23 protein-coding genes and 1 pseudogene are annotated in these 22,094 nt (G+C 67.6%); 6 read left to right on the top strand and 18 right to left on the bottom strand.

What is annotated here, in order from left to right:
- Positions 1-1,038, bottom strand: a pseudogene (locus tag AC1DQP_RS09970) (XVIPCD domain-containing protein); the annotation flags it as partial.
- Between the two features lie 42 nt (positions 1,039-1,080).
- Positions 1,081-1,731, bottom strand: coding sequence for an imm11 family protein (locus tag AC1DQP_RS09965; RefSeq protein ID WP_478051510.1), 651 nt, complete (start codon positions 1,729-1,731; stop codon positions 1,081-1,083).
- Positions 1,732-2,028: 297 nt separating this feature from the next.
- Between AC1DQP_RS09965 and AC1DQP_RS09960 the strand changes: the two genes are divergently transcribed.
- Entirely contained in the window at positions 2,029-2,358 is a 330-nt protein-coding gene (locus AC1DQP_RS09960; protein WP_256775298.1) for a hypothetical protein, read from the top strand.
- A gap of 756 nt (positions 2,359-3,114) precedes the next feature.
- Positions 3,115-3,687: an OmpO family porin gene (locus tag AC1DQP_RS09955; RefSeq protein ID WP_457322046.1), complete on the top strand. Its 573-nt coding sequence runs from the start codon at positions 3,115-3,117 to the stop codon at positions 3,685-3,687.
- A 257-nt stretch (positions 3,688-3,944) separates the two neighbouring features.
- Here AC1DQP_RS09955 and AC1DQP_RS09950 read toward each other — a convergent pair whose 3' ends face one another.
- The 5 genes from AC1DQP_RS09950 to AC1DQP_RS09930 form a co-directional block, all read right to left on the bottom strand.
- The gene (locus AC1DQP_RS09950; RefSeq protein WP_478051509.1) at positions 3,945-4,970 is read right to left on the bottom strand and encodes an NAD(P)H-dependent glycerol-3-phosphate dehydrogenase; all 1,026 of its coding nucleotides are present in this window, start codon (positions 4,968-4,970) and stop codon (positions 3,945-3,947) included.
- A gap of 20 nt (positions 4,971-4,990) precedes the next feature.
- A complete protein-coding gene (secB, locus tag AC1DQP_RS09945) occupies positions 4,991-5,506 on the bottom strand; it encodes a protein-export chaperone SecB (RefSeq protein ID WP_256776785.1) in 516 nt (171 codons plus the stop codon).
- A gap of 105 nt (positions 5,507-5,611) precedes the next feature.
- A complete protein-coding gene (locus tag AC1DQP_RS09940; protein WP_256776784.1) occupies positions 5,612-6,049 on the bottom strand; it encodes a rhodanese-like domain-containing protein in 438 nt (145 codons plus the stop codon).
- 79 nt (positions 6,050-6,128) lie between these two features.
- Positions 6,129-6,569: a hypothetical protein gene (locus tag AC1DQP_RS09935; protein ID WP_256776783.1), complete on the bottom strand. Its 441-nt coding sequence runs from the start codon at positions 6,567-6,569 to the stop codon at positions 6,129-6,131.
- Between the two features lie 30 nt (positions 6,570-6,599).
- The gene (locus AC1DQP_RS09930; protein WP_256776782.1) at positions 6,600-7,070 is read right to left on the bottom strand and encodes a YiiD C-terminal domain-containing protein; all 471 of its coding nucleotides are present in this window, start codon (positions 7,068-7,070) and stop codon (positions 6,600-6,602) included.
- 43 nt (positions 7,071-7,113) lie between these two features.
- Between AC1DQP_RS09930 and AC1DQP_RS09925 the strand changes: the two genes are divergently transcribed.
- From AC1DQP_RS09925 to AC1DQP_RS09915, 3 genes are all read left to right on the top strand, one after another.
- A complete protein-coding gene (locus AC1DQP_RS09925; protein WP_478051508.1) occupies positions 7,114-7,890 on the top strand; it encodes a uroporphyrinogen-III synthase in 777 nt (258 codons plus the stop codon).
- 108 nt (positions 7,891-7,998) lie between these two features.
- Entirely contained in the window at positions 7,999-8,982 is a 984-nt protein-coding gene (locus tag AC1DQP_RS09920; RefSeq protein WP_478051507.1) for a uroporphyrinogen-III C-methyltransferase, read from the top strand.
- Positions 8,979-10,325: a heme biosynthesis HemY N-terminal domain-containing protein gene (locus tag AC1DQP_RS09915; RefSeq protein WP_478051506.1), complete on the top strand. Its 1,347-nt coding sequence runs from the start codon at positions 8,979-8,981 to the stop codon at positions 10,323-10,325. The genes AC1DQP_RS09920 and AC1DQP_RS09915 overlap by 4 nt, the downstream gene beginning before the upstream one ends.
- A 206-nt stretch (positions 10,326-10,531) precedes the next feature.
- On the opposite strand, the gene AC1DQP_RS09910 is transcribed toward AC1DQP_RS09915, so the two are convergent.
- On the bottom strand, positions 10,532-11,827 hold the full coding sequence (locus tag AC1DQP_RS09910; RefSeq protein ID WP_256776778.1) for an acetyl-CoA C-acetyltransferase: 1,296 nt from the start codon (positions 11,825-11,827) through the stop codon (positions 10,532-10,534).
- A 92-nt stretch (positions 11,828-11,919) separates the two neighbouring features.
- On the opposite strand from AC1DQP_RS09910, the gene AC1DQP_RS09905 reads away from it, so the two are divergent.
- Positions 11,920-12,807, top strand: coding sequence for a hypothetical protein (locus AC1DQP_RS09905; protein WP_457319908.1), 888 nt, complete (start codon positions 11,920-11,922; stop codon positions 12,805-12,807).
- A 133-nt stretch (positions 12,808-12,940) separates the two neighbouring features.
- Here the strand turns inward: AC1DQP_RS09905 and AC1DQP_RS09900 are convergent, their stop codons facing one another.
- From AC1DQP_RS09900 to AC1DQP_RS09855, 10 genes are all read right to left on the bottom strand, one after another.
- A complete protein-coding gene (locus AC1DQP_RS09900; RefSeq protein ID WP_457319906.1) occupies positions 12,941-13,576 on the bottom strand; it encodes a superoxide dismutase family protein in 636 nt (211 codons plus the stop codon).
- Positions 13,577-13,629: 53 nt separating this feature from the next.
- Positions 13,630-14,196, bottom strand: a complete 567-nt coding sequence (locus tag AC1DQP_RS09895; protein ID WP_457319904.1) for a superoxide dismutase family protein — start codon at positions 14,194-14,196, stop codon at positions 13,630-13,632.
- Between the two features lie 92 nt (positions 14,197-14,288).
- Complete coding sequence (gene ntrC, locus AC1DQP_RS09890) at positions 14,289-15,737, bottom strand: nitrogen regulation protein NR(I) (RefSeq protein WP_457319902.1); 1,449 nt, start codon at positions 15,735-15,737, stop codon at positions 14,289-14,291.
- Entirely contained in the window at positions 15,727-16,800 is a 1,074-nt protein-coding gene (locus tag AC1DQP_RS09885) for a two-component system sensor histidine kinase NtrB (RefSeq protein ID WP_256776773.1), read from the bottom strand. The genes ntrC and AC1DQP_RS09885 overlap by 11 nt, the downstream gene beginning before the upstream one ends.
- Positions 16,801-16,909: 109 nt before the next feature.
- Positions 16,910-17,161: a hypothetical protein gene (locus tag AC1DQP_RS09880; RefSeq protein ID WP_478051505.1), complete on the bottom strand. Its 252-nt coding sequence runs from the start codon at positions 17,159-17,161 to the stop codon at positions 16,910-16,912.
- 37 nt (positions 17,162-17,198) lie between these two features.
- Positions 17,199-17,549 carry a VOC family protein gene (locus AC1DQP_RS09875; protein ID WP_478051504.1) on the bottom strand — a complete coding sequence of 117 codons (351 nt, stop codon included), beginning with the start codon at positions 17,547-17,549 and terminating at the stop codon, positions 17,199-17,201.
- An 86-nt stretch (positions 17,550-17,635) separates the two neighbouring features.
- Complete coding sequence (gene mltA, locus AC1DQP_RS09870) at positions 17,636-18,796, bottom strand: murein transglycosylase A (RefSeq protein ID WP_457318883.1); 1,161 nt, start codon at positions 18,794-18,796, stop codon at positions 17,636-17,638.
- A gap of 270 nt (positions 18,797-19,066) precedes the next feature.
- The gene (locus AC1DQP_RS09865) at positions 19,067-19,807 is read right to left on the bottom strand and encodes an N-acetylmuramoyl-L-alanine amidase (RefSeq protein ID WP_457318884.1); all 741 of its coding nucleotides are present in this window, start codon (positions 19,805-19,807) and stop codon (positions 19,067-19,069) included.
- Between the two features lie 265 nt (positions 19,808-20,072).
- Complete coding sequence (locus AC1DQP_RS09860; RefSeq protein ID WP_478051503.1) at positions 20,073-21,503, bottom strand: ammonium transporter; 1,431 nt, start codon at positions 21,501-21,503, stop codon at positions 20,073-20,075.
- A gap of 18 nt (positions 21,504-21,521) precedes the next feature.
- Entirely contained in the window at positions 21,522-21,860 is a 339-nt protein-coding gene (locus AC1DQP_RS09855; RefSeq protein ID WP_026070924.1) for a P-II family nitrogen regulator, read from the bottom strand.
- Positions 21,861-22,094 lie beyond the last annotated feature (234 nt).

The raw sequence follows: 22,094 nt of genomic DNA, 5'->3' as shown, positions 1-22,094 counted from the left end.
GGTACGTCCCACGAAGTGGGTGGTAGCCGAGTCCGCGCCCGCCTGGTTGCCCTGCGAGCGCAACTCGGCCACGCGGTGGCCGGTCACCGCAAAGTCCACCGCCAACGCAGCCACCCCGGCAGCGGTGAGCATGCCGGCACCACCGAGGCGTCCGCGCGCGGCCACGGCTGCCGCCTCGCTGGCTGCGCCTTCGGTTGCACCGGCCCTGCCTGCATTGCCGGCCAGATCCGATGCGCTGGTGCTGGGTCTTCCCACATGACCGGCCACGTCCGACGCGCTGGCACCAGGGCCGGGGTTGAGCGCAGGTCGCGTGACGGTCAGCGGTTTTTCAAGATTGAAGGCGTTGCGAACGTTCGCCGCGGTGTGCTCTGCGAGCGGCAGACGGCCTGCCTGGTTGGCTTCTTCAATCGCGTTGCCAAGCGATGCACGACCGCCCCAGCGTGGGCTGAGCGCGGAAGCATTGGGCTTTTCAATCGCCTCCAGCGCCAGAGTGACGTTGGCTTCGGACTGGGTGACAGCGCGCCAGCGCAGTTCGTCCGGCCGCATGGCCTTGAATTCGTTGATCTGTTCGGTGTGCGCGCGCTGGTATCCATCAACATCACCGAAGAACCTTCGGACCTTGGCGTTGGCCACATCCGTCGACATGCCCTCTGGCGCGTTGGTGACCAGGTCACCGTTCACCAGGCCGGCCCGCAGGGTATGGTCGAGGTTCGCTACGCGAGCACCCATGCGCTCGGCGGCCGCGGCCTGTTGTTGGGGTGTTCCCAGTTCACCCAGCGTGGCCTTGCCGTCGGGGGTGTTTTCCAGGTCCCTGAGCAAGGTGGCCAGTTCGTCCGAGTAGCCGGCCAGCGGACCGCCCCCATGAGGCGAAATACCCATCTTTGCAGCCAATGCGCGGTCGACTGGCAAATTGAGGATATTGCCTTCACCGTGCAGGTCGAAGAGGCCGCGTTTGGCCAGCTCCTGAAGCAGCCGGCTCTCCTTGAACGCGGCCTGCTCGACGATGTGGTGTCCACGGAAAACCGGTGTATCCGGCATCGGTCAACTCCCGCTCAGAAGTCCATTTCAGGGATGGATGTCTTACAGCGCTGAAGCGTCCCGCAGTCGTACACCGTCCAACGTCGCGCGGCTGAGGGCGTCGAACATCGTCCGATCACAAATGGGGGCGAACCCGCTGTTGGGCTGGCGGAAAATGTGTGCGCCGCCTACAACCCCTTTCTTGAACACCAGCGAAGCACCCCCGGCAATGCTGTAGAACTGCACGTCCTGGTCGGTGATGAAGTCGTGCTCCAGCGTGACCTTCACCCGGGATGCCGGGGCATCAAGCGCATCGAGTTCGCGAATCACATCGCACAGGTAGTACTGCGGCCCGGGAGTGCCATCGGCCAACGTGAAGTCACACGCAGCGAACGCAAAGCCTTGCCGGTCCACTGCATCGAAGACGTCTTTCAAGGCCTGCGAAACAATCCAGATGCTGGCGTACACCTCGAAATCGCGCGGCAGTCCGCCTTCGGCCGGCACATGCACCAGATGAGGGCGTTCGGGGTACTGGGCAGGATCGCCGTTGGGACGATCGACCGTGCGCATACCTGGCCGGCACAGTACCGTTTCGTTGGCAAACTGCAGGCCGTGCCCGATGCCGTCATTCCAGCGACTGGGTTCCAGAAAGTAAAACTCGCCCTGGTGGGAATCGGTGTCAACCGAAACGGGAATGGCAGTCTGTTCGCTCATGGGCTTCCATCATGGATGCGGGGTAGAACAGTAAACCGGGGCAGGCGGATCGTAACGTGGGCGGACACTGCGAACAAGATTGGTGCGCAGCTTGGCATACCCACGCGAGGCTACGTCACCTGTTCCGGGCGCCTCGTGCGGAAATGCGGGAGGTGGCAACGCGGACGCCGGCTGGTCTTCAGTGTGTTGCGTCGACCGGTTGAACCCAAGGCCGATAGCAGACCATCGGTCCGCCATGGCAACCTTCAAGAGACCGAAGACGCTTGGGAAGGCCTGGCGTCGTGAGACAAGGCGAAGATGAACTCGGTTATTGCCAATGAAGTGATCTGGGGGCAGCGTCCCGATGAGGATGCGTTCATGATCAACATCCAGATTGGTACGCCATATCAGGTCGGGGATGATCCTATGGAGTGGGCTTGTCCGGTGGCGGTACTGCCACTTTATAAGAAGCTCCACGACGCCCATGGGGTCAGCTCGCTTCATGCCCTATGCCTTGCCTCCTCGTTGGCACTTGATGTGCTTCAAGGTTTCAAAGAGAAGGGCGGCGTCCTGTTCTATTCGCCCGGCGAGGACGTCCCACTCGAATCCTATGCGTTCGGAATTGCGATGAAGCAGGTTAGCCGCTGATGGGTGTTTGAAACTGCAGCCGCATAGCTGTTTGGCCAGTGCCAAAGAATGATTCCTCGTGGCTGCAAGCGGACGCGTGCATCTCGATAAGGCTGTCCGCTTCATGTGTCCGCTTCCGGCCAAAAGCAGACCCCTAAGTCCTCCATCTCTGGGCGCACATCATGCTTCACGCTGATGCAAACTCCAGGAGTTGCAGTGAGGATGCATAGGAGAAGCTAGCCGTCAGCCGCATTCCGGCACTTTGCCTGAGCCGACTTAGTAGAAGTCGGCCATTCCCCGTGTATACGCCTGGTACGCACCTTCGATCTCTTTAGCCCCGACGCGGGGCGTTGCCTCCGACAGAAGCCAGTGTCGGATTACAGGATCGAGCAAATCGTCTTCATTGTTCACCGGCGCTCCGAACAGTGATTCGAAGAACTGCGTGTTACAGGCCCACCCTCCAGACGGGGATCAACCTCTTCCTGATACGTTTGGTGCAATGGTCGCGAGCTTGCATTGGCCCTCGCCTCTGCTTAGAGCACGGCTGCGCTGACGCGTGCCATCGCTCGGTGCGGTTTAGGGATTTTTTGTACAGACCTCGGCTATGACTGCGACGGCCAAGTTCCCTGAACGCGCGCTTCATTCATATACCGCTCAGTTCAATATTCAGGGTCGATTAGATCGCGTAACGGATAATTCACACCTGTCGACCGTCCTTCTCTCCCCTCCCCGGAGGGGCGGTCGACGAAACCAAAATAATTAAAGGTGTGTCCCGATATGAAGACTTCTTTGCTTGCCCTAGGTCTGCTTGCTGCCCTGCCGTTCGCTGCTTCGGCAACCGATGGCCTGTCGTACAACTATGTCGAAGGCGGCTACGTGAACACCGACGCCAAGGGTGGCGACGCCGACGGTTGGGCGGTGAAGGGCTCGGTCGCCGTGGCGCCGAACTTCCATGTCTTTGGCGACTACAACGTGCAGGAAACCAAGCGCGGCAGCAATGACGTGGACCAGTGGAAGGTGGGTGTCGGCTACAACTACGGCATCGCCCCGACCACCGACCTGGTGGCGCGCGTGGCCTACCAGAAGTTCGATCCGAAGCACGGCCTGGACTTCAACGGCTACTCGACCGAAGTGGGCGTGCGCAGCGCGTTCACCCCGAACATCGAAGGCTACGTGATGGCCGGTTACGAGGATTACAGCAAGAAGCACGGCATCAACCCGGACGGCGAGTTCTACGGCCGCGTTGGCGCCCAGGCCAAGTTCAACCAGAACTGGGGCTTGGCTGGCGAAGTGAAGCTGGCCAAGGGCGGCGACAAGGAATGGTTCGTCGGTCCGCGCTTCACCTGGTAATACCGGAACACCGCGGTACGTTGTTGGATGGCGCGGTCTCTCTCCCCTGCGCCATGAAGCCCGGTTTACGCCGGGCTTCACTTATGCAAGGCCGCCGTGTTTTTTGCGGACGGCAGCCGACCATCGGTCGGCTCTACCCCCTATGGCGACACCCTCGTCGGTACGCCACGCAGAAACCCGGCCTTGTGCCGGGTTTTTGCGTTTCCGGGGTGGGCCCACCTACAAAAACCCCGGCACTGGGCCGGGGTCTTCGTGGATCATTTGAACAGCGTGTCCGGATATTCCGGCTTCTGCTCGCGTGCCAACAAGGCACGCAATCCCTCTTCCGGCGTCTGCTCGCCGTGCAGTACCGCCCGCACCCGATCGGAGATCGGCAGGTCGATGCCGTGGCGGCGGGCCTGGCGCATGACCTCGTCGGCGGTCTGCACCGACTCGACCACCTGGCCGATTTCGCGCACCGCATCCTGCAGCGATTGGCCGCGTCCCAGCGCCAGGCCGAGGCGACGGTTACGCGACAGATCGCCGGTGCAGGTCAGCACCAGATCGCCCAGCCCGGCCAGGCCCATCAGGGTCTCGGGCTTGGCCCCGATCGCCGCGGCCAGGCGCAGCATCTCGTTGAGGCCGCGGGTAATCAGGCCGGCACGGGCGTTGAGGCCCAGTTGCATGCCATCGGCGACGCCGGTGGCCACGGCCAGCACGTTCTTCATCGCACCGCCCAGCTCGGCGCCGACCATGTCGTCACCGGTATAGGCGCGGAACGCCGGGCCGTGCATCGCGTCGGCCACCTGCTGGGCGAACTCCGGCGCGTCACCGTGCACGGTGATCGCGGTTGGCAGGCCCAGGGTGACTTCCTTGGCGAAGGAGGGACCGGTGACCACGGCCAGCGGCACGTCCGGTCCGAGGACCTCGCGCGCCACTTCATGCAGGAAACGGCCCGAACCGGGCTCGAAGCCCTTGGTCGCCCAGGCCACGCCGGCATCGGCCGGACGCAATGGTGCCAGCGCGCGCACGGTTTCACCGAAGGCGTGCGACGGCACCACCACCAGGATCCAGGTCGCGTCGCTGACCGCAGCGGCCAGGTCGGTGGTGGCGCGCAGCGAGGCCGGCAAGGGAATGCCCGGGAGGTAACGGGTGTTCTCGTGACGCTGGTCGATGGCCTCGACCATGGCCGCGTCGCGCCCCCACAGCACGGTCTGATGACCGTGCCGGGCGAGCAGACTGGCCAGCGCCGTGCCCCAGGAGCCGGCGCCGAGAACCGCGATCTTGTCTGCGTTGGTGCTCATCGATACGACAGCAGCGCCGATCAGGCGTTGCCGGCCGGCTCGGAGTCGGCCAGCGAGGTTTCACCCTGCTCCTGGCGCTGACGCAGGGTTTCCGAGTACAGGCCTTCGAAGTTGATCGGCTGCAGGAAGAACGGCGGGAAGCCGCCGGCCTGGATCAGCTCGCTGATCAGCGAACGCACGTACGGGAACAGGATGTTCGGGCACTGGGTGCCGAGCAGCACGTCGATCGACTGCGGGTCCAGGCCGACCAGGCCGAACACGCCGGCCTGCTGCACTTCGGCCACATAGGCGGTCTTGTCGCCGGCCTTGCAGGTCAGGGTCACGGCCAGCACGACTTCAAAGGCGTTCTCGCCCAGACGCTGCACGCGCTGGTTGAGGTTGAGCTGCAGTTCCGGCTGCACGGCATCGTTGAACACGGCCGGCGCGTTGGGCGACTCGAAGGAAACGTCCTTGACGTAGATCTTCTCGACGGTGAACGCGGGGCCGGTGGCGGCATCGGCCGGCGCAACGGCGCCGTTGGTGGTCTCTTCGGACATTTCCTGTAGCTCCAAGAATGAATGCAATAAGAATGGATTGTTACATGCCCTGCGATGGGGGCGTGTGGCGCCGCGCACAAGGCGAGCGGCGCAATCCGGCAGAAATCAGTTGCGGCCCTTGACCAGCGGCAGCTCGGCCTGCTGCCAGGCGGGGATGCCACCGTCGAGCACGTTGACCTGTTCGAACCCGGCTTTCTTCAGCGCCTTGGCCGCGGTTTCCGAGGCGGTGCCCGTGCGGCACACCAGCACGACCGGGCTCTGCTTGGCGTTGACCACCAGCTTGTGCTCCGGACCGAACTGGGCAGGCTGCACGTTGCGGCTGCCGGCGATGTGGCCCTTCTCGAAATCGCTGCTGGAAGACAGATCGACCACGACGGCGCCACCAGCATTGATCAGGTGGGTCAGCTCGGCGGGCTTGAGCGATTTGAAGCCGCGGAACAGGCGGCGGACTTCAGTGACGATGATGGCCACGGTCAGGCCGACCAGGGCCATCGACAACATCGGGTTTCGGCCGGCAAATGCCAGCAACTCTTCGTAATTCACTAAGATCACGGGTCGATAAGCGGGCGCCGATTGTCGCACATGCGGGCGAATCGGCGTCCAGCCCCCACCGGGGCGGGGTTCAGCGGTCCTGGTCCTGCCAGAGGTCGGGCAGGCCGTTGGCCTGCAGCCAGCGCTTGCCCTCGGCATCCCAGCGCCAGATTTCCTTGACCCGCACCGCGCGCTCGGACTGGGTGTTGAGGTTGATCACCCGGGCTTCGGCGTTGCGGCCGACCCGGCCATCGGGCAGCGGCAGGTTGTCGCCGGCGCGATAGCTGGAGATCTTCACCTGCTCGAAGCGGCGCAGTTCCAGGTCGGTCAGCGGGTGCAGCTTGGCGTATTCGGGATCCAGGTACGGCAGCGCGTCCTCGACCGTGCCCCAGCGCAGGGTGGAGTCGTACTTGACCTGGGTTTCTTCCAGTTCCTTGCGCTGCTTCTTGGTGGTTTTCTGCTCGGCCGCCAGCACGGTCACGCTGGTCAGCGCGAACAAGGCCAGCAGCAGAATCTGAAAGGTACGACGCATGCGAATTCCCCAATCGGCAAGGCGCCCATCCTACCGCCTTGCGAAGGCCACGAAACGACCGGTCAGTTCAGCCGCCGGCTTGCCGCCGCTGCCGGGCTGGCGGGCGACCAGGCCGATGCGGGCCTTGCCGCGCTGGGCGAAGGTAGCCAGAAAGCCCTCCCAATCGGCCTCGTCGGCAGCCTGCGCCTGCGCGTGCAGGTCCTCGTAGACCGGCGCCAGATAGCGCACATGGCTGTCGGCCACGTACACGTCCGCATCGAACCCGGCCAGGCGCAGCCGCAGGGTCACCAGCGCCCAGCCGGACAGGGTCAGCGCCGAGGACAGGCTGCCGCCGAACGCGTTGCCCTTGTCGTTGACGTTGGCCGCCAGCGGCGCGCGCAGGTCGAGCAGGCCATCGGCATAGGATTCAACGCGGATCTGCATGGCCGCCACCGGCGGCATGCGGTCCAGGACATGCTGCAGGTCGGCCAGCTGCACGGACAGGGATTCAGGAATGGACATCGACACGACAACGCTACGCCAAAGGGCTCGCATAATGCCCGCAATGAACCGTGATGCACATGTGCCGGAATGGACCCTGATTTCGCTGCGCCCGCGCGGCCAGCACGCGCCGTTGCGGCGGGCTGCGCAGGCGGCGGGCGCACGCGTGGTGGCGTTGTCGCCGTGGGCGCTGCAGGTCCGTGACGATGGGGCCAGCCGCGCACAGCTGGCGCGCGCGCTGAATGCGCAGCGGGTGGTGTTCAGCAGCCCGGCGGCCGTGCACGCCGCCGCGCGCCTGCAGCCGCTCGGTGGCGCCCACCCAGGCACCTTGCTGGCGGTCGGTGCCGGCACCGCGGCGGCGCTGCACGCGCACGGCGTCGGCACGGTGCTGGCGCCCACGCGGATGGACAGCGAAGGCCTGCTGGCCTTGCCCGAGCTGGCCGACCTGCACGGGCTGGAGGCCGGGCTGGTCACCGCTCCGGGCGGGCGCGGGATCATCGCCGCCACCCTGGTCGAGCGCGGTGCGCAGCTGCAGCGCGCCGATGTCTACCAGCGCGTGCCGCTGGCGCTGCCACCGCGCGCGCTGCAACGGCTGCGCCGCAGTGCCACGCCGTGGGTACTGGCACTGAGCAGTGGCGAGGCGCTGACCCTGCTGCTGGCGCGGCTGCCGCACGATCTGCAGTCCCGGGTGCGCGAGGCGATCGTGGTGGCCGCCAGCGCGCGCCTGGCCGAACAGGCCGCCGACGCGGGATTTACGCAGGTGCAGCTCGCCCAAGGCCCCTTACCACGCCAGCTGGCGCAGGCTGCACACGCTGCGATCATCACTTCCGCGTCTTCCTGAACAGGCGACGTTCCCGGCCTTGCGGGCCGCGCGGGCGACGGGCGATGCTGTGCATCACGTCGCTCGCCAGCTTGTGGACAGCCCGGCGCGATCGACAAGGATGCCCGCATGAATGACGACGTTTCGCCACCTCCCGCTTCCCGCTCCCTGCGCTGGATCGCCCCGCTTGCGGTCGTGCTGGTGATCGGTGCGGGCGTGGCGTGGGGCTGGACCCGTTGGCAGGCCGAACAGGCGCGCGTCCTGCAGCGCGAAGCCGATGCCGGCCTGCAGCTGCAGGGGCTGGTGGACAGCGTGGAAGCGCTGCGCCGCGACCAGCGGTCGACGTCGCAACGGGTGCAGGATGCGGCCGCCACCAACCGGGTGCTGCGCGATGAAATGCTGGGCCTGAGCCAGCGCAGCGCGCTGCTCGAAGACAACCTGGCCAAGCTTGCCGACAGCACCCGCCACGGCGCGCAGGCACTGCAGCTGGAAGAGACCGAACTGCTGCTCAGCCAGGCCGCGCAGCGTCTTGCCTATGCCGATGACGTGGACGGTGCCAAGCGCCTGTACGCACTGGCGGCGGCCACACTGGCCGACGTGCAGGGCAATGAATACCTCAACGTGCGCCAGGCGCTGATGCAGGAACGCAATGCGGTGGATGCGCTGGGTCCGGGCGCGCGCGTGGCGACCGGGCGGCAACTGGCGGCGTTCTCCAAGGCCCTGGAGCAGGTGCCCGAGCAGGTCGATGCCGGTACTGGCCCGGAGGCGGGTGCGCCGTGGTGGCAGCAGGTGCTGGCACCGTTTGTGACCATCACCCCCACCCGCACGCAGGGCCCGCTGACCGACGCCGAGCGCGTGGCCGGCTGGGATGCGCTGCAACTGGAATTGACCTTGGCACGCGCGGCGGTCGAACGCGGCGACCAGGCCGGCTTCACCCAGGCCGTGGACCGCGTGGCGCTGTGGCTACCGCGGCTGTGGCCGGATTCACCCGCCCTGCGCGAGCGTCGTGCTGAACTGCAGCAACTGCGCATGCGCGTGCTGCAGCCCGCGCTGCCCGAACTGGGCAGCACCCTGCAGCAACTGCGCTCGATGCGCGATGGAGATGATCGATGAAACCCTTCCAATCTTTGGTGGTGCTGTTGCTGGCCGTGGCGCTGGGCGTGATCGCCTCGCAGTTCCTCGGCACCGAGCAGCTTCGCCAGTTCGGCGAAGTGATCTACCGCTACGGCGGCAACGACTACCGCTCGACGGTGCCGCAGGTGGCCTTGATGGCGCTGGTCGGGCTGCTGGTGCTGTGGCTGCTGTGGAGCCTGCTGGCCTCGCCGTTCCGCGCCTGGGGCCGCTACCGCCGCAAGCAGGGCCGCGCGCGCCTGATCGACGGCATCCACGCCCACGAACAGGGCCAATGGCAGCGCGCTGAAAAGCTGCTGGAAACCGCCGCCGAAGACAAGGACGTGGCCGCCGTGGCGATGGTCACTGCCGTGCGCAGCGCACAGGCGCGCGATGACCAGGCCGCCGTGAATCAGTACCTGCAGCGGTTGGCCAGCGAGGATGCCACCCTGCACGCCCTGCTGCAGGCCGAACGCCTGCTGGCGCAGGAACGCCCGGTGGATGCGATCAACCTGCTGGACACCGCGACGATCCAGCCGCTGCCGCCGCGCGGCCTGTGGCTGCGCACCGAAGCCCTGGCCCGCGCCGACCGCGCGCACGAGGCTTACGGCCAGCTGGGCGCGCTGCGCAAGCAGAAGGTGCTGCCGGACGAGGCGGTCGCCGAACTGGAAACCCGCCTGGCGGCGCAGTCGCTGCTGGAAGCGGGCGACGTCAATGCCTTGGCCGCGCAGTGGGAAGCCACGCCCAAGGCCCTGCGCAGCGATCCGGACGTGGTCTCGGCCTATGCGCTGCGCGCGGTGGCGCTGGACTGGGACGAGCCGGCGCTGCTGAACCTGGAGCAGGCGCTGGATACGCGCTGGGACGAATCGGTGGTGACCCTGTACGGACAGATGCCGGTGGACAAGCTGGCCACGCGCCAGGCCAACCTGCAGCGCTGGCTGGGCAACCAGCCGGCCAGCCCGGCGCTGCTGCTGGCACTGGGCCGCATCGCTACGCGTCAGCGCCAGCACAGCCTGGCCGAGGATTACCTGCACCGCGCTATCGCCGCTGGCGCCGGTCCGGCCGCGTGGGAAGCGCTGGGCCAGTTGTTCGTCGACCGTGGCGAACCGGCGTTGGCGTCGCAGTGCTTGGCCAACGCGCTGCGCCAGCAGCGTGGTGATGACAGCATCGCGCTGGCCCGCGCCAATGCCGCCGTGGCACCGCTGGAACCGGTGGTGCCCGAGCGCGCGACGGTGGAAGAACAGTCGTTGATGTCCCAGCCGTTGCCGGGTCAGCGGATCGACCCGGTCCTGGCCCCGGTCGTGCGCGATGAGCGCGACGAATTCGGCAACCCGCGCCTGCCGTGATTGCGGGCGCTGCATCCACGCATACGTAGTGCCGGCCGCTGGCCGGCTCCACACAGCTCCACACACACCCATCCAACGTCCATGGAGAGCCGGCCAGCGGCCGGCACTAGCGGGCTTCGGATGGTTGTGCAGCCACCCATGGGGTGGCTTTACATACAGAAAGGCCGCCCCTTGGGCGGCCTTTTCGGTTTGCGCATCGGGCCCGATCAGCGTTCGACGATCGCCACCACGCCCATGCCGCCAGCGGTGCAGATCGAGACAAGCGCGCGGCCACCGCCGCGTTCGGCCAGCTGCTTGGCCGCCGTGGCGATCACTCGCGCACCGGTGGCGGCGAACGGGTGGCCGGTGGCCAGCGACGACCCCAGCAGGTTGATCTTGGCCGGGTCGATACGGCCCAGCGGCGCATCCAGGCCGAGGCGGTTGCGGCAGTAATCTTCGCTTTCCCACGCGCGCAGCGTGCACAGCACCTGCGCGGCAAACGCTTCATGGATTTCGTAGATGTCGAAATCCTGCAACGTCAGCCCGTTGCGCTTGAGCATCTCCGGCACCGCAATGGTCGGGGCCATCAGCAGGCCTTCGCCGTGCACGAAATCGACGGCGGCCACCTGCGAATCGCGCAGGTAGGCCAGCGGTTCGTGGCCGTGCGCGCGCGCCCATTCCTCACTGGCCAGCAGCACCGCCGAGGCGCCGTCGGTAAGCGGGGTGGAGTTGGCGGCGGTCAGCGTGCCGCGACCGGACACCTTGTCGAAGGCCGGCTTGAGCGTGGCCAGCTTTTCCAGCGAGGTATCGGCGCGCAGGATGTTGTCGCGCTCGACGCCACGGAACGGGGCGATCAGGTCGGTGAAGAACCCGCGCTCATAGGCGGCGGCCAGCTTCTTGTGCGAGGACACCGCCCATTCGTCCTGCGAATCGCGCGAGATGTTCCATTCCTTGGCCATGTCCTCGCAGTGGTCGCCCATGCTTTTGCCGGTACGCGGCTCGGCCACGCCGGGGAACTCGGGCTTGAGCTCGCTGAGCTTGAAGCCGCGGGTCAGTGCCTTGAATTTGTCGCCGGTGGACTTGGCGCGATTGGCCGCCAGCAGGCGCGCGCGCAGCTTCTTGCCGTACACGATCGGCACGTCGGAGGTGGTGTCCGATCCGCCGCCGATGCCCGATTCGATCTGGCCGAGCGCGATCTTGTTGGCCACCGCGATGATGGTGTCCAGCGAGGTACCGCAGGCGCGCTGCATGGTGATGCCCGGGGTCAGCGGGGACAGGCCCGAGGACAACGTCGCTTCCCGGCCCAAGTTCCAGTCGCTGGAGTGCTTGATCACCGCGCCCATCGCCACTTCGCCGAGCTGCTGCCCGTGCAGACCGAAACGTTCGACCAGCGCGCCGAGCGTGCGTACCGACATGCCGAGGTTGCCGACGTCCGAATAGGCCGTGTTCTGGCGGCAGAACGGGATGCGGACGCCACCGAGGATGGCGACGGGACGGGCGTTGGGCATGGAGATACCTGGCATGGGAGGGGTGTCTGCAACATGGCCTGCACGAAGGAGCAGGCATAATGGGGGCAAGTGTAGCTGCCGCCCTGTGATGGGCCAACCGTGAAACCATGAGCAAACCCGACCCCGGCATGAATGCCCTTGGCGTCCTGGCATTGGAACTGGCTGGCGGCGACGTGCCGCGCCATGCCGCGCTGTCCTCCGAACAGGCTGGCGAACTGGCCGAACGCGTCGGCCGCGACCTGGCCAGACTGGTCCCGGCCGTCAGCGGGCTGGACTTCGTGTTCGCCGGCGCGCATTTCGATCCGGCTGAAGTGCTGCGCCCGGGTTGGCCGGTGCACCGCCGTCTGGAAGAACTGCAGATGCGCGCGCCCGGCCGCAGCCACGGCCCGCGCATGCTGGCCTTCGGCGCCGGTGCCGACGGCGACGTACCACTACCGTTCCAGGCCGATGCCGGGCTGACCGGCGGCGGTCTGCGCGTGGTGCCGTTCCTGCTGACCGGTACCGAGGTGGCGCAGACCCAGGCCGTTGCCGACGCGCTGGAAGAGGTGCTGCTGGCCCAGGGCATGGCCCAGGCCGACACCGCCCTGCAGGCGCAGACCGCCTTCGGCGCGCAGATCGAACACGCGCGCTATTTCACGGTGAATGACCTGGCCGCGATGATGTCGATGCAGTACGACAACCAGGGCCTGGCGGTGCTGTGGCCGCTGATCGAGACCGCACTGATGGCGCCGCATGTCGAGGAATGGCTGGACGCGCCGCCCGAGCCGCTGCTGCGATACGCCGATGGCGAAGTGCGTATGGCGTTGTTCGATCCGGCCGGCTGGTGCGCGTTCTACAACCACGGCACCGGCGACTGCGATCGTCTGCAGGGCATCTACGACCAGTACCTGATCCGCCAGCGGCAGATGGCGGCGGTGCTCGAATCGCACGGCTTGCCGGTGCTGTTCGTGCATTGCGAAGCCGGCCAGGACGCGCGCGAGCTGCTGACCCGCTAACGGTAGGGCCGGCCGCTGGCCGGCTCCCGCGGGCATCGATAGCGATCATGGCAGCCACGCATGGCGTGGCTCTATCCGCGCTCCAAAAAAAACGCCGGCAATCGCCGGCGTTTTTCATTCTGCACCGCCTCGGTTACGGCGCGGCTTTGATCACCGCACAGGCCAGGCGCGCACCCGCGTTGCCGGTCGGCTGGGTCTTGTAGTCGTCCGCGTCGGCGTGGACGATCAGGCCACGGCCGATGATGTCGAAGTCATCGCCCTTGCCCACGTTGACGTTGGTGGACACGTCGGCATCGACCATGGCGTTGCCCTGGGCGTCGGCCTTGATGTTGGGGATGTCACCGCCGTGGTGCGGGGTGGTGGCGACGTTGCCGTGATCTTCCTTGGCCGGGTTGAAGTGGCCGCCGGCGCTGGCGCCGTCCGGCGCGCTGCAATCGCCCTTCTCGTGGATGTGGAAGCCGTGCTCGCTGTTGGGCTTCAGGCCACTGACCTGGCCCTTCACGTGGACCTTGCCGTCGACGACGCTGAAGGTCACGTTGCCCTTGACGTCATTGCCCTTGGTCGGGGCAAGCTCGGCCACGGCGCCCTGGTTGGCGTGGGCTTCGCTGGTCATGGCCGGCGGTGCGTCGGTCGTGGCTTCGGCGGCCGGCTGCGAAGCGGTGGCTTCGGCGGCCGGCGTGGCTTCCGGCGTGGGTTCGGCCGGCTTGTTGCAGGCGCTCAGGCCGAGCGCGGCGATGGCGGCGAACAGGGTGGTATGGATCAAACGCATGTGGAACTCCTTGCGGGTAGCGGTGGAAGAAGCAGCGTCAGCGGGAGGCGCGATCAGCGCACGACCCGGATGAGGCCACAGGCAATTCGGGCGCCGGCATTGCCGGCGGGCTGGCTGCGGTAATCGTCGGCGTTGGCATGCACGACCAGTGCACGCCCGGCGATATCGGTGGCTGCGCCGCCGCCAAGGGTAACCGCTGGCAGGCGAACGTCGACGTTCACACGTCCCTGCGCGTCCGTACGCAGGTTGTCCATGTCACCGGCATGGTGCGGGCCGGCGCTGTTGCGACCGTGCGGCTGCGCGGTCGGGTTGAAATGCGGACCGGCGCTACTCGCGTCCACGGCGCTGCAATCGCCGCGCTCATGCACATGGAACGCCGCCGTCTGCATCGGCTGCAAGCCTCCGATGACACCGGTGATGTGCACCCCGCGCGCATCGGGCACCAGTGCCAGGCGGCCGCTGACCAGGCTGGCCGACGCCGACGACAGGTTGGCTTCGGCCATCTTGGCCGTGCTCACCATCGGTACCGGTGGCGCGGTGGGGCGCGGCGGCGGTGTAGTGCCGCAGGCGGCCAGACCGAACAGGACGGCCGCAGCGAGGATGACAGTGGAACTGCGCATGGAAGACTCCTTGGTTGCAAACTAACGCGGTGCTCGTCCACAGGCCATGAAAGCGGCACGGACGTGGCGCACACGCGGCGTGGACATGCGGTTCATCCGCCGCGACGGCGCCCGGCGCCGAGCTTGCGGGTCAGGGTGTTGCGGCCCATGCCCAGGCGGGCAGCGGCCTCGGCGCGACGGCCGTGGGTGATCTGCAGCGCGGCCTCGAGCAGGGCCTGGTCGACGCGTTCGCGGACCTGCGCGTGCAGGCCTTCCGCGCCTTCCGCCAGTCGCTGCCGGGCCCAGGCCGACAGCAGGGCCTCCCACTGACCCGGATCACCGGCCGCGCGCGTGCGCGGGCCGCCGCCCCGGTGCAGCGCACTGTCCACATCGGCGACGCCGATGGTGTCCGAGGCGGCGAGTGCGGCCATCCGCCAGCACACGTTTTCCAGCTCGCGCACGTTGCCCGGCCAGTCGTGCTCGCGCAGCGCCTGCAGCGCCGATGCGGTGAGGCGCTTGGGCGGCGTATCCAGCTTGCGTGCCGCCGCAGCCAGGAAGGTATCGGCCAGGTGTGCGATGTCGTCGCGACGCTCGCGCAGCGGCGGCAGGCGCAGGCGCACCACGTCCAGCCGATGCAGCAGGTCGGCGCGGAAGCGCCCCTGCGCGACCAGCGATTCCAGGTCCTGGTGGGTGGCGGCGATCACCCGCACGTCCACGCGGATAAGCTCGCGCCCGCCGACGCGGAAGAACTCGCCCTCGGCCAGTACGCGCAGCAGGCGCGTCTGCAATGGCAGCGGCATGTCGCCGATTTCATCGAGGAACAGCGTGCCGCCGTTGGCCTGCTCGAAGCGGCCGACATGGCGCCGCTGCGCGCCGGTGAACGCGCCCGCTTCGTGGCCGAACAGTTCGCTTTCGAGCAGCTCGGCGGGAATCGCAGCGGTGTTGAGTGCGACGAACGGCCCCTGCACGCGCGGGGATTCATGGTGCAGCGCATGCGCGACCAGTTCCTTGCCGGTGCCGGTTTCGCCGTTGATCAGCACCGACAGCGGCGCCTGCGCCAGCCGCCCGATCGCGCGGAACAGCGCGCGCATCGCCGGGGTATCACCGACCAGCTGCGGGCGCTGGTCGGTGCCCGGTTCGGCGGCGGCAGGCACGGGTGCAGCGGCCAGCGCGTCCGGTTCGGGCAGCACGCGCTGGGCCAGCGCTACCGCGTCATCCAGATCGAATGGTTTGGACAGGAATTCCTGCGCACCGCCACGGAACGCGCCGGCGGTGCTGGCCACATCGGTGTAGGCCGACATCACGATCACCGGCAGCTGCGGGTGCGCGGCCTTGAGTTTGTCCAGCAGCACCAAGCCATCGTCACCGGGCATGCGCACGTCGGTGAACAGCAGGTCCGGCGGCGGCTGGCTGGCAAGCATCGCCAGCGCCGCAGCGGCGCCATCGAAGCCTTCCACCCGATAGCCCGCATCGCGCAGCGCCGTACAGAGCACGAAACGCACCGCGCGGTCGTCATCGACCACCCAGACACGCTGGGCGGTGCGATTGGTGTCATCCGCCATGGGCGGCCTCCTCGGCAGGCGTGCCGTGGCCGATCGGCAGCAGCACGGTGAACACGGTATGCCCCGGGCGCGAGCGGTAGGTCAGCGTGCCGCGATGTTCGCGCGCCACCTGCTGGGCCAGCGCCAGGCCCAGCCCGGTGCCTTCGGCGCGGCCGCTGACCAGCGGCAGGAACAGGTGCTCGGCCAGCTGCTCGGGCACGCCGCGGCCGTCGTCGGCGATTTCAAGACGCAACGCAAGCGGATGCAGCCGGTCGCCGATGCGCACGCCATGTTCAACCCGGGTCCGCAGGGTGACGCTGCCGGCGCCGGCCTGGATCGCATTGCGCACCAGGTTCCACACCGCCTGGGTGAGGCGGTCGGCGTCGCCGTCGAATTCGGGAATGCTGGGGTCGTAATCCCGCTGCAGACGCACCGCCCAGCCGCCCTCGCTCTCGGCCAGCCGCAGCACGCGCTCCAGCGAGGCGTGGATGTTCAGCGGCGCATGCGGCGCGGCCGGCGCAGGCGACAGCAGTTGCTCGAGCAGCCCGTTGAGGCGTTCGATCTCCGAGCCGATCAGCTCGATCAGCTCGCGTTCGTCCGGGTCGCGCTCATCGGCGGCCCGCTGCGCGTTGCGCCGCGCCAGCAACTGCGCCGCGCCCTTGAGCCCGGCCAGTGGATTACGCAGCTCGTGGGCCAGTCCTTTGAGCGCCGCGCTGAGCGCACTGGGCAGGGCCTGGGTCGGGTCGAGCCCGGGGAATTCATCGACCGGATGCGCTTCAAGCAGCCAGCCGCCCGCGTCCCACCGGCTCAGCCAGCCTTCGGCGAAGCGCGGGGCGTCGCCCGGCAGGGCGAGGGCGAGACGGTGCAGGCGCAGGGTATCGCGCTCGTCACGGGCCAGGAAGTGCGCCAGGGCCTCGCCCTGCACTTCCAGCGAGGCCAGCGGCTGGCCCAGCAGGCGGCGAACGCTGACGCCCAGCCAGCGGGCAAAGGCGGGGTTGCAGCCGACCACGCGGCCATCGGCGTCGGCCCAGGCGACCGGAGTGCCGAGGACGTCGAGGGCGGGCGGGGGTAGTGCGGCAGTCATTGCACCAATGTAGTGCAAAACCGGGATGGGTTGAGCTTGGCACAGGCCGGCGGGTCCCGGTCTGTGCATCCTCGCCGCTCAATGGACCGGACAAGGCGCCGTTCTGCGGCTACCAGAGCGGTTCTTCCACTGTGTGGATGTAAAGCTTCTCCGCGTGCTCCCGAACGTCCAGGAAGTACTTTGCCGCGCAGCCCCTGCAAACCGCTGGATGGTCTTCGTCGCTTCCCCGCTGATTTTCCAGTGCTACAGCGAGGACGGGATAGGCGCATTCGAAACAGCAGAATGCAATGTTGTTGCCGTGTGGATCGGCATCGATCTCGTCACCTTCGGCATCCATCACCAGAAAACCCGTGATTTTCATGCTGTTCCTCCCTATGTCGACATGTGTGTCGCCGGCCTCACCCATGCTGCAGGAGGTTGATCAGCCGGCCCAGCGGGTCACGGACGTAGAACCGTCGCACGCCCCACGGCTCACGGACCGGTCCGTACTCGATGGCGATGTTGGCCGCTCGCACCCTGCGCAGTGCTTCATCCAGGTCATCGACCTCCACTGAGAGGTCCGGCACGTGGGTGCCCGCCCCCCCCTGCTGGGCGAAACTGACCTGCACCTGCATGTCGCCGTTGCCGGCATACGTACGGATCCAGCCGTGGTCCATGGCAAGTTCCAGCCCCAGGATACCCTGATAGAAGCTGTCCGCCGACGCCGGATCGGACGTCGCGATGTTGGCGATGATGCGCTTGACCTGCATGGTCATTCCCGTGGTGCGGCGGCGGCCCTTTTTATACCGGAGCTTTGCTTCCCGCGCCGGCCCGCGTTTACGGGCCGACAACGCGGTCAGCTATCCGCCGGCGCCTTCGGCAACGCCGCGCCCTTCGGCCACAGCATCCAGAGGCTGCCCTTCTGCTTCATGTCCCCGGCCAGCTTGCCGGCCGCGTCGCCGGTGCCCCAGAACAGATCCGCGCGCACTTCGCCGGCGATGGCCCCACCGGTGTCCTGTGCGGCGACCGGGCGCACCACCGGTGTGCCATCCGGGCGCGTGGTGGACAGCCACAGCAGGCTACCCAATGGCACTACGGTACGGTCTACCGCGACGCTGTAACCGGCGGTGAGCGGCACGTTGAGCGAGCCACGCGGGCCCTGGTCACCGTCGGGGCCCTTGGCGAAGAACACGTAGCTGGGGTTGCTGGCCAGCAGTTCCGGGATGCGGGTGGGATGTGCGTTGGCCCAGGTGCGGATGGCGTCCATGGTGACGTCGTCTTTTTTCAGTTCGCCCTGCTCCACCAGCCAGCGGCCGATCGGACGGTACGGATGACCGTTCTGGTCGGCGTAGGCGATGCGCAGGTGGCGGCCGTCGTCCAGCACGATGCGGCCCGAGCCCTGGATCTGCAGGAACTGCAGGTCCATCGGATGGGTGAGCCAGGCCAGCACCGGGGCCTTGACGCCCTTGGCGGCGATGGTTGCGGCATCGTCATAGGGTTTGAGCACGCGCCCATCTACGCGACCGCGCAGGCGCTTGCCCTTCAGCTCGGGGTAGAGGCTGTCCAGCTGCACGCTGACCATGTCGGTGGGTACGCCGTATACCGGCACCGTCGCCTTGGCGGTGCGGACGAGGCTGCCGGGATAGATCGGCTCGTAGTAGCCGGTGATCAGGCCGTCGGCGCGGTTGCCGCCGGCGCGCAGCGCGTAGACATCCAGGGTGTTCTGCAGGAACTGGCGGATGGCAGCCGGGCTGGTGGCGACGTTTGCCGCAGCGCTGCAGGTGCCCGCCCAGGTGGCATCGGTCTTCAACCGTGGGCAGCTGCTGCGCCACGCCGCGAAGCCGGACTGCAGGTCGGCATCGGAGACGGCGGGCAACGCGGTCCAGGCGGCCTTGACGTAGGTGTTGCCGGGCGCGCTGGGGCGCTGCGGGGACACGGCGCAGCTGGTCAGCAGGGCCAGGCCAATGAGCAATGCCGCCGGAAGTCGGCAGGCGGCGGTGAGGCGTGGGATCGTCATGGGCGAGGGTCCTGAAATGGTAGAGCCGACCGTTGGTCGGCTGACGCGGCTGGAATCGTAGAGCCGACCGTTGGTCGGCTGACGCGGCTGGAATCGTAGAGCCGACCGTTGGTCGGCTGGCGGTACGACCGCGCGGGGTGTGTGAGGGAGAGCAGCCGACCAACGGTCGGCTCTACCGGTTCTCGGGTGCGCGTGAGGACCAGTGCCACAGGACGTCGGCGTGCGGCGATGAGGCGTGGGATCGTCATTGGTCCTGGGATCGCGCCGCCGTTATGGCGTCTGCCGCAGCAGCGAATGCAGGATGCGGGCGTCTTCGGCATCCAGTGTGGCGGGCAGGTCGTCGCGGCCGCGGAAGCGGCGATGGAATGCGCCGACGGCGGCATCGCGGTCGTCCAGCGGGTAGCCGAAGGTCTGCAGCGCCAGGTACGCATCGAATCCTGCCGGTGCGGCGCCGTCGCTGTCGCGCGGCCACACGCCGAAGCCGGCCTGGGCCAGCTGCTGCCATGGGAAGAAGCGGCTGGGGTCCTGCTTGCGGGTGGGGGCGAGATCGGCGTGGGCGATGATCTGCGTGCGCGGAATACGCAGGCGCGTGCACAGGTCGTCCAGCAGGCGGATCAACGCATCGATCTGCGCGGGCGCGAACGGGGTGTCGCCATCGTTGTCGATCTCGATGCCGATGGAGGCCGAGTTCAGGTCGGTGATCGTGCCCCAGCGGCCGGGGCCGGCGTGCCAGGCGCGGCGGTCGTCGCCGACCAGTTGGTAGATGCGGCCATCGGCGCCGACCAGATAGTGCGAACTGACCTTGCCGCCGCTGTTGGCGCTGCGCAGGGTGTCCAGGCTCTGCTGCACCGAATCCTGGTCGGTGTGGTGCAGCACGATGATCACCGGGTCGCGCGCGTTGTGATTCGGCGAGGGCACCCAGCTGGCGAGCGGGCTGCGGACCGGGGGGGTGGCGCAGGCGCTGAGCAGCAGGCAGGCGAGCAGCGGCAGCAAGGTGCGGATCGGGGGCATGACCACATTGTGCGGGATTGGGCGCGGGGATGCCCGGCGTGGCGGGATCCGACCGTTGTGCCCGCGTCGCGAAGCGCAGCCACGCCTGGCGTCGCGCTACCCGCGCATTCGACCTGGTAGCGCCACGCCATGCGTGGCTGCCGTTGGCGACATCCCCAACAAAAAGCCGGCGACCCGAAGGCCGCCGGCGAACRTACAACGTCTCTCTCTCGTTTCTTGTCTCTGTCGGTGCCGGGCAGCGCCCCGCACTACGCGGTTGCGGCGATCAGGCCTCGTAGGCCGATTCGCCGTGCGAGGTCACGTCCAGGCCGGTGCGTTCTGCTTCTTCGGTGACGCGCAGGCCGAACACCAGGCGCACCACCAGCAGGATGGCCACGGTGACCACGGCGCACCAGACGATGGTGAAGCCGACGCTGACCAGCTGCACCCAGACCTGGTGGCCGATGTCGAGATCGGCCTTGGTGCCGCCCAGCGACTGCGCGCTGAACACACCGGTGAGCAGCGCGCCGACGATGCCGCCGATGCCGTGCACGCCGAACACGTCGGCGGTGTCATCCACGCGCAGCAGGCGCTTGAGGCCAGTGACGCCCCACACGCAGACCACGCCGGCCACCAGCCCGATCACGATCGCGCCGAGCGGACCCACCGTGCCGCAGGCCGGGGTGATACCGACCAGGCCGGCCACCGCACCGGACGCCGCGCCCAGTGCCGAGGGCTTGCCCTTGCTGACCGCTTCAACCAGGGTCCAGCCCAGCACCGCGGCCGCGGTGGCGAGGATGGTGTTGATGAAGGCCAGCGAGGCGACGGTGTCGGCGGCGGCCGCCGAGCCGGCGTTGAAGCCGAACCAGCCCACCCACAGCAGCATCGCGCCGATGTAGGTGAACGGCACGTTGTGCGGCTTCAGCGCGGTCTGGCCATAGCCGATCCGCTTGCCGACGAAGTACGCGCCCACCAGGCCGGCCACGCCAGCGTTGATGTGGACCACGGTGCCACCGGCGAAATCGATCGCGCCCATCGCGCCGAGGTAACCGCCGCCCCACACGATGTGTGCCATCGGGATGTAGCTCAGGGTGAACCACAGCGCCGAGAACAGCAGCACCGCCTTGAACTTGATGCGCTCGGCGAAGGCGCCGACGATCAGCGCGGTGGTGATGCCGGCGAAGGTCGACTGGAAGGCGACGAACAGATAGTCCGGCAGGCCCTTGATCGGCGTGTTGCCTACCGTGTCGGGACCGAAGCCCTTGAGGAAGGCGAACTGGGTGAACGAGCCGAAGAAGGCGTTGCCTTCGCTGAACACCGCGCTGTAGCCGTAGGCCACCCACAGGATCAGGATCAGCGAGAACACCACCAGGATCTGGCTGAGGATGGACAGCACGTTCTTCGAACGCACCAAGCCGCCGTAGAACAGCGCAAGGCCGGGCACCACCATCAGCAGCACCAGCAGGGTGGAGGTGAGCATCCAGGCCACGTCGCCGTGGTCGAAGGTGGGCGCGGCCGCGGCGGCAGTTTCAACAGCCGGTGCCGGGGCGGCGGTGGGAAGCGGCTCGACCGCGACGGTTTCCGAGGGCACCGGGGTGACCTGGGCCTGCGCATGGGCCGTGCTGGAGAACGCACCAACGGCCAGCGCGCTGATCAGCATCATCAGGCACACGGCATGGAACCGGGCTTGCCACCCGGTGAACAAAGAGGTCTTCATTGTGGGCTCCGAGTGGGGTTAGAGCGCGTCAGCGCCGATTTCGCCGGTGCGGATGCGGACGACCTGTTCGACCGCAGTCACGAAGATCTTGCCGTCGCCGATCTTGCCGGTGCCGGCCGCGTTCTGGATCGCTTCGACCACCGCGTCCAGGCGATCGTCGGTGACCACCGTTTCGATCTTGATCTTCGGCAGGAAATCCACGACGTACTCCGCGCCGCGATACAACTCGGTGTGGCCCTTCTGGCGCCCGAAGCCTTTGACTTCGGTCACGGTGATGCCCGACACGCCCGCATCGGAGAGGGCCTCGCGGACCTCGTCGAGCTTGAACGGCCGGATGATGGCGGAGATCAATTTCATGCGCATGTCCCGATGGTGGATGGAACCGGCGGTGTGTTGCTGGCCGGTGTCAGGTCAGCGGGCGGCCACTTGCACATGGCCGCCCCCTGGTGCGCCGAACGCTGCATGGGCCTCGCCAGGGCCGTCGCCGGGAAGGCGGCGGCGCTGGTGACGCGGGAGGGAGGAAAGGCCCATGGCACGCGTCCGGTCTCTCTTGCCCCTGGTGGTGCAGCGGACCAACGGTCCGCTCTACCG

It is taken from the genome of Stenotrophomonas sp. P5_A8, from assembly GCF_056400545.1.
This window is presented reverse-complemented; position numbering and strand designations above follow the sequence as displayed.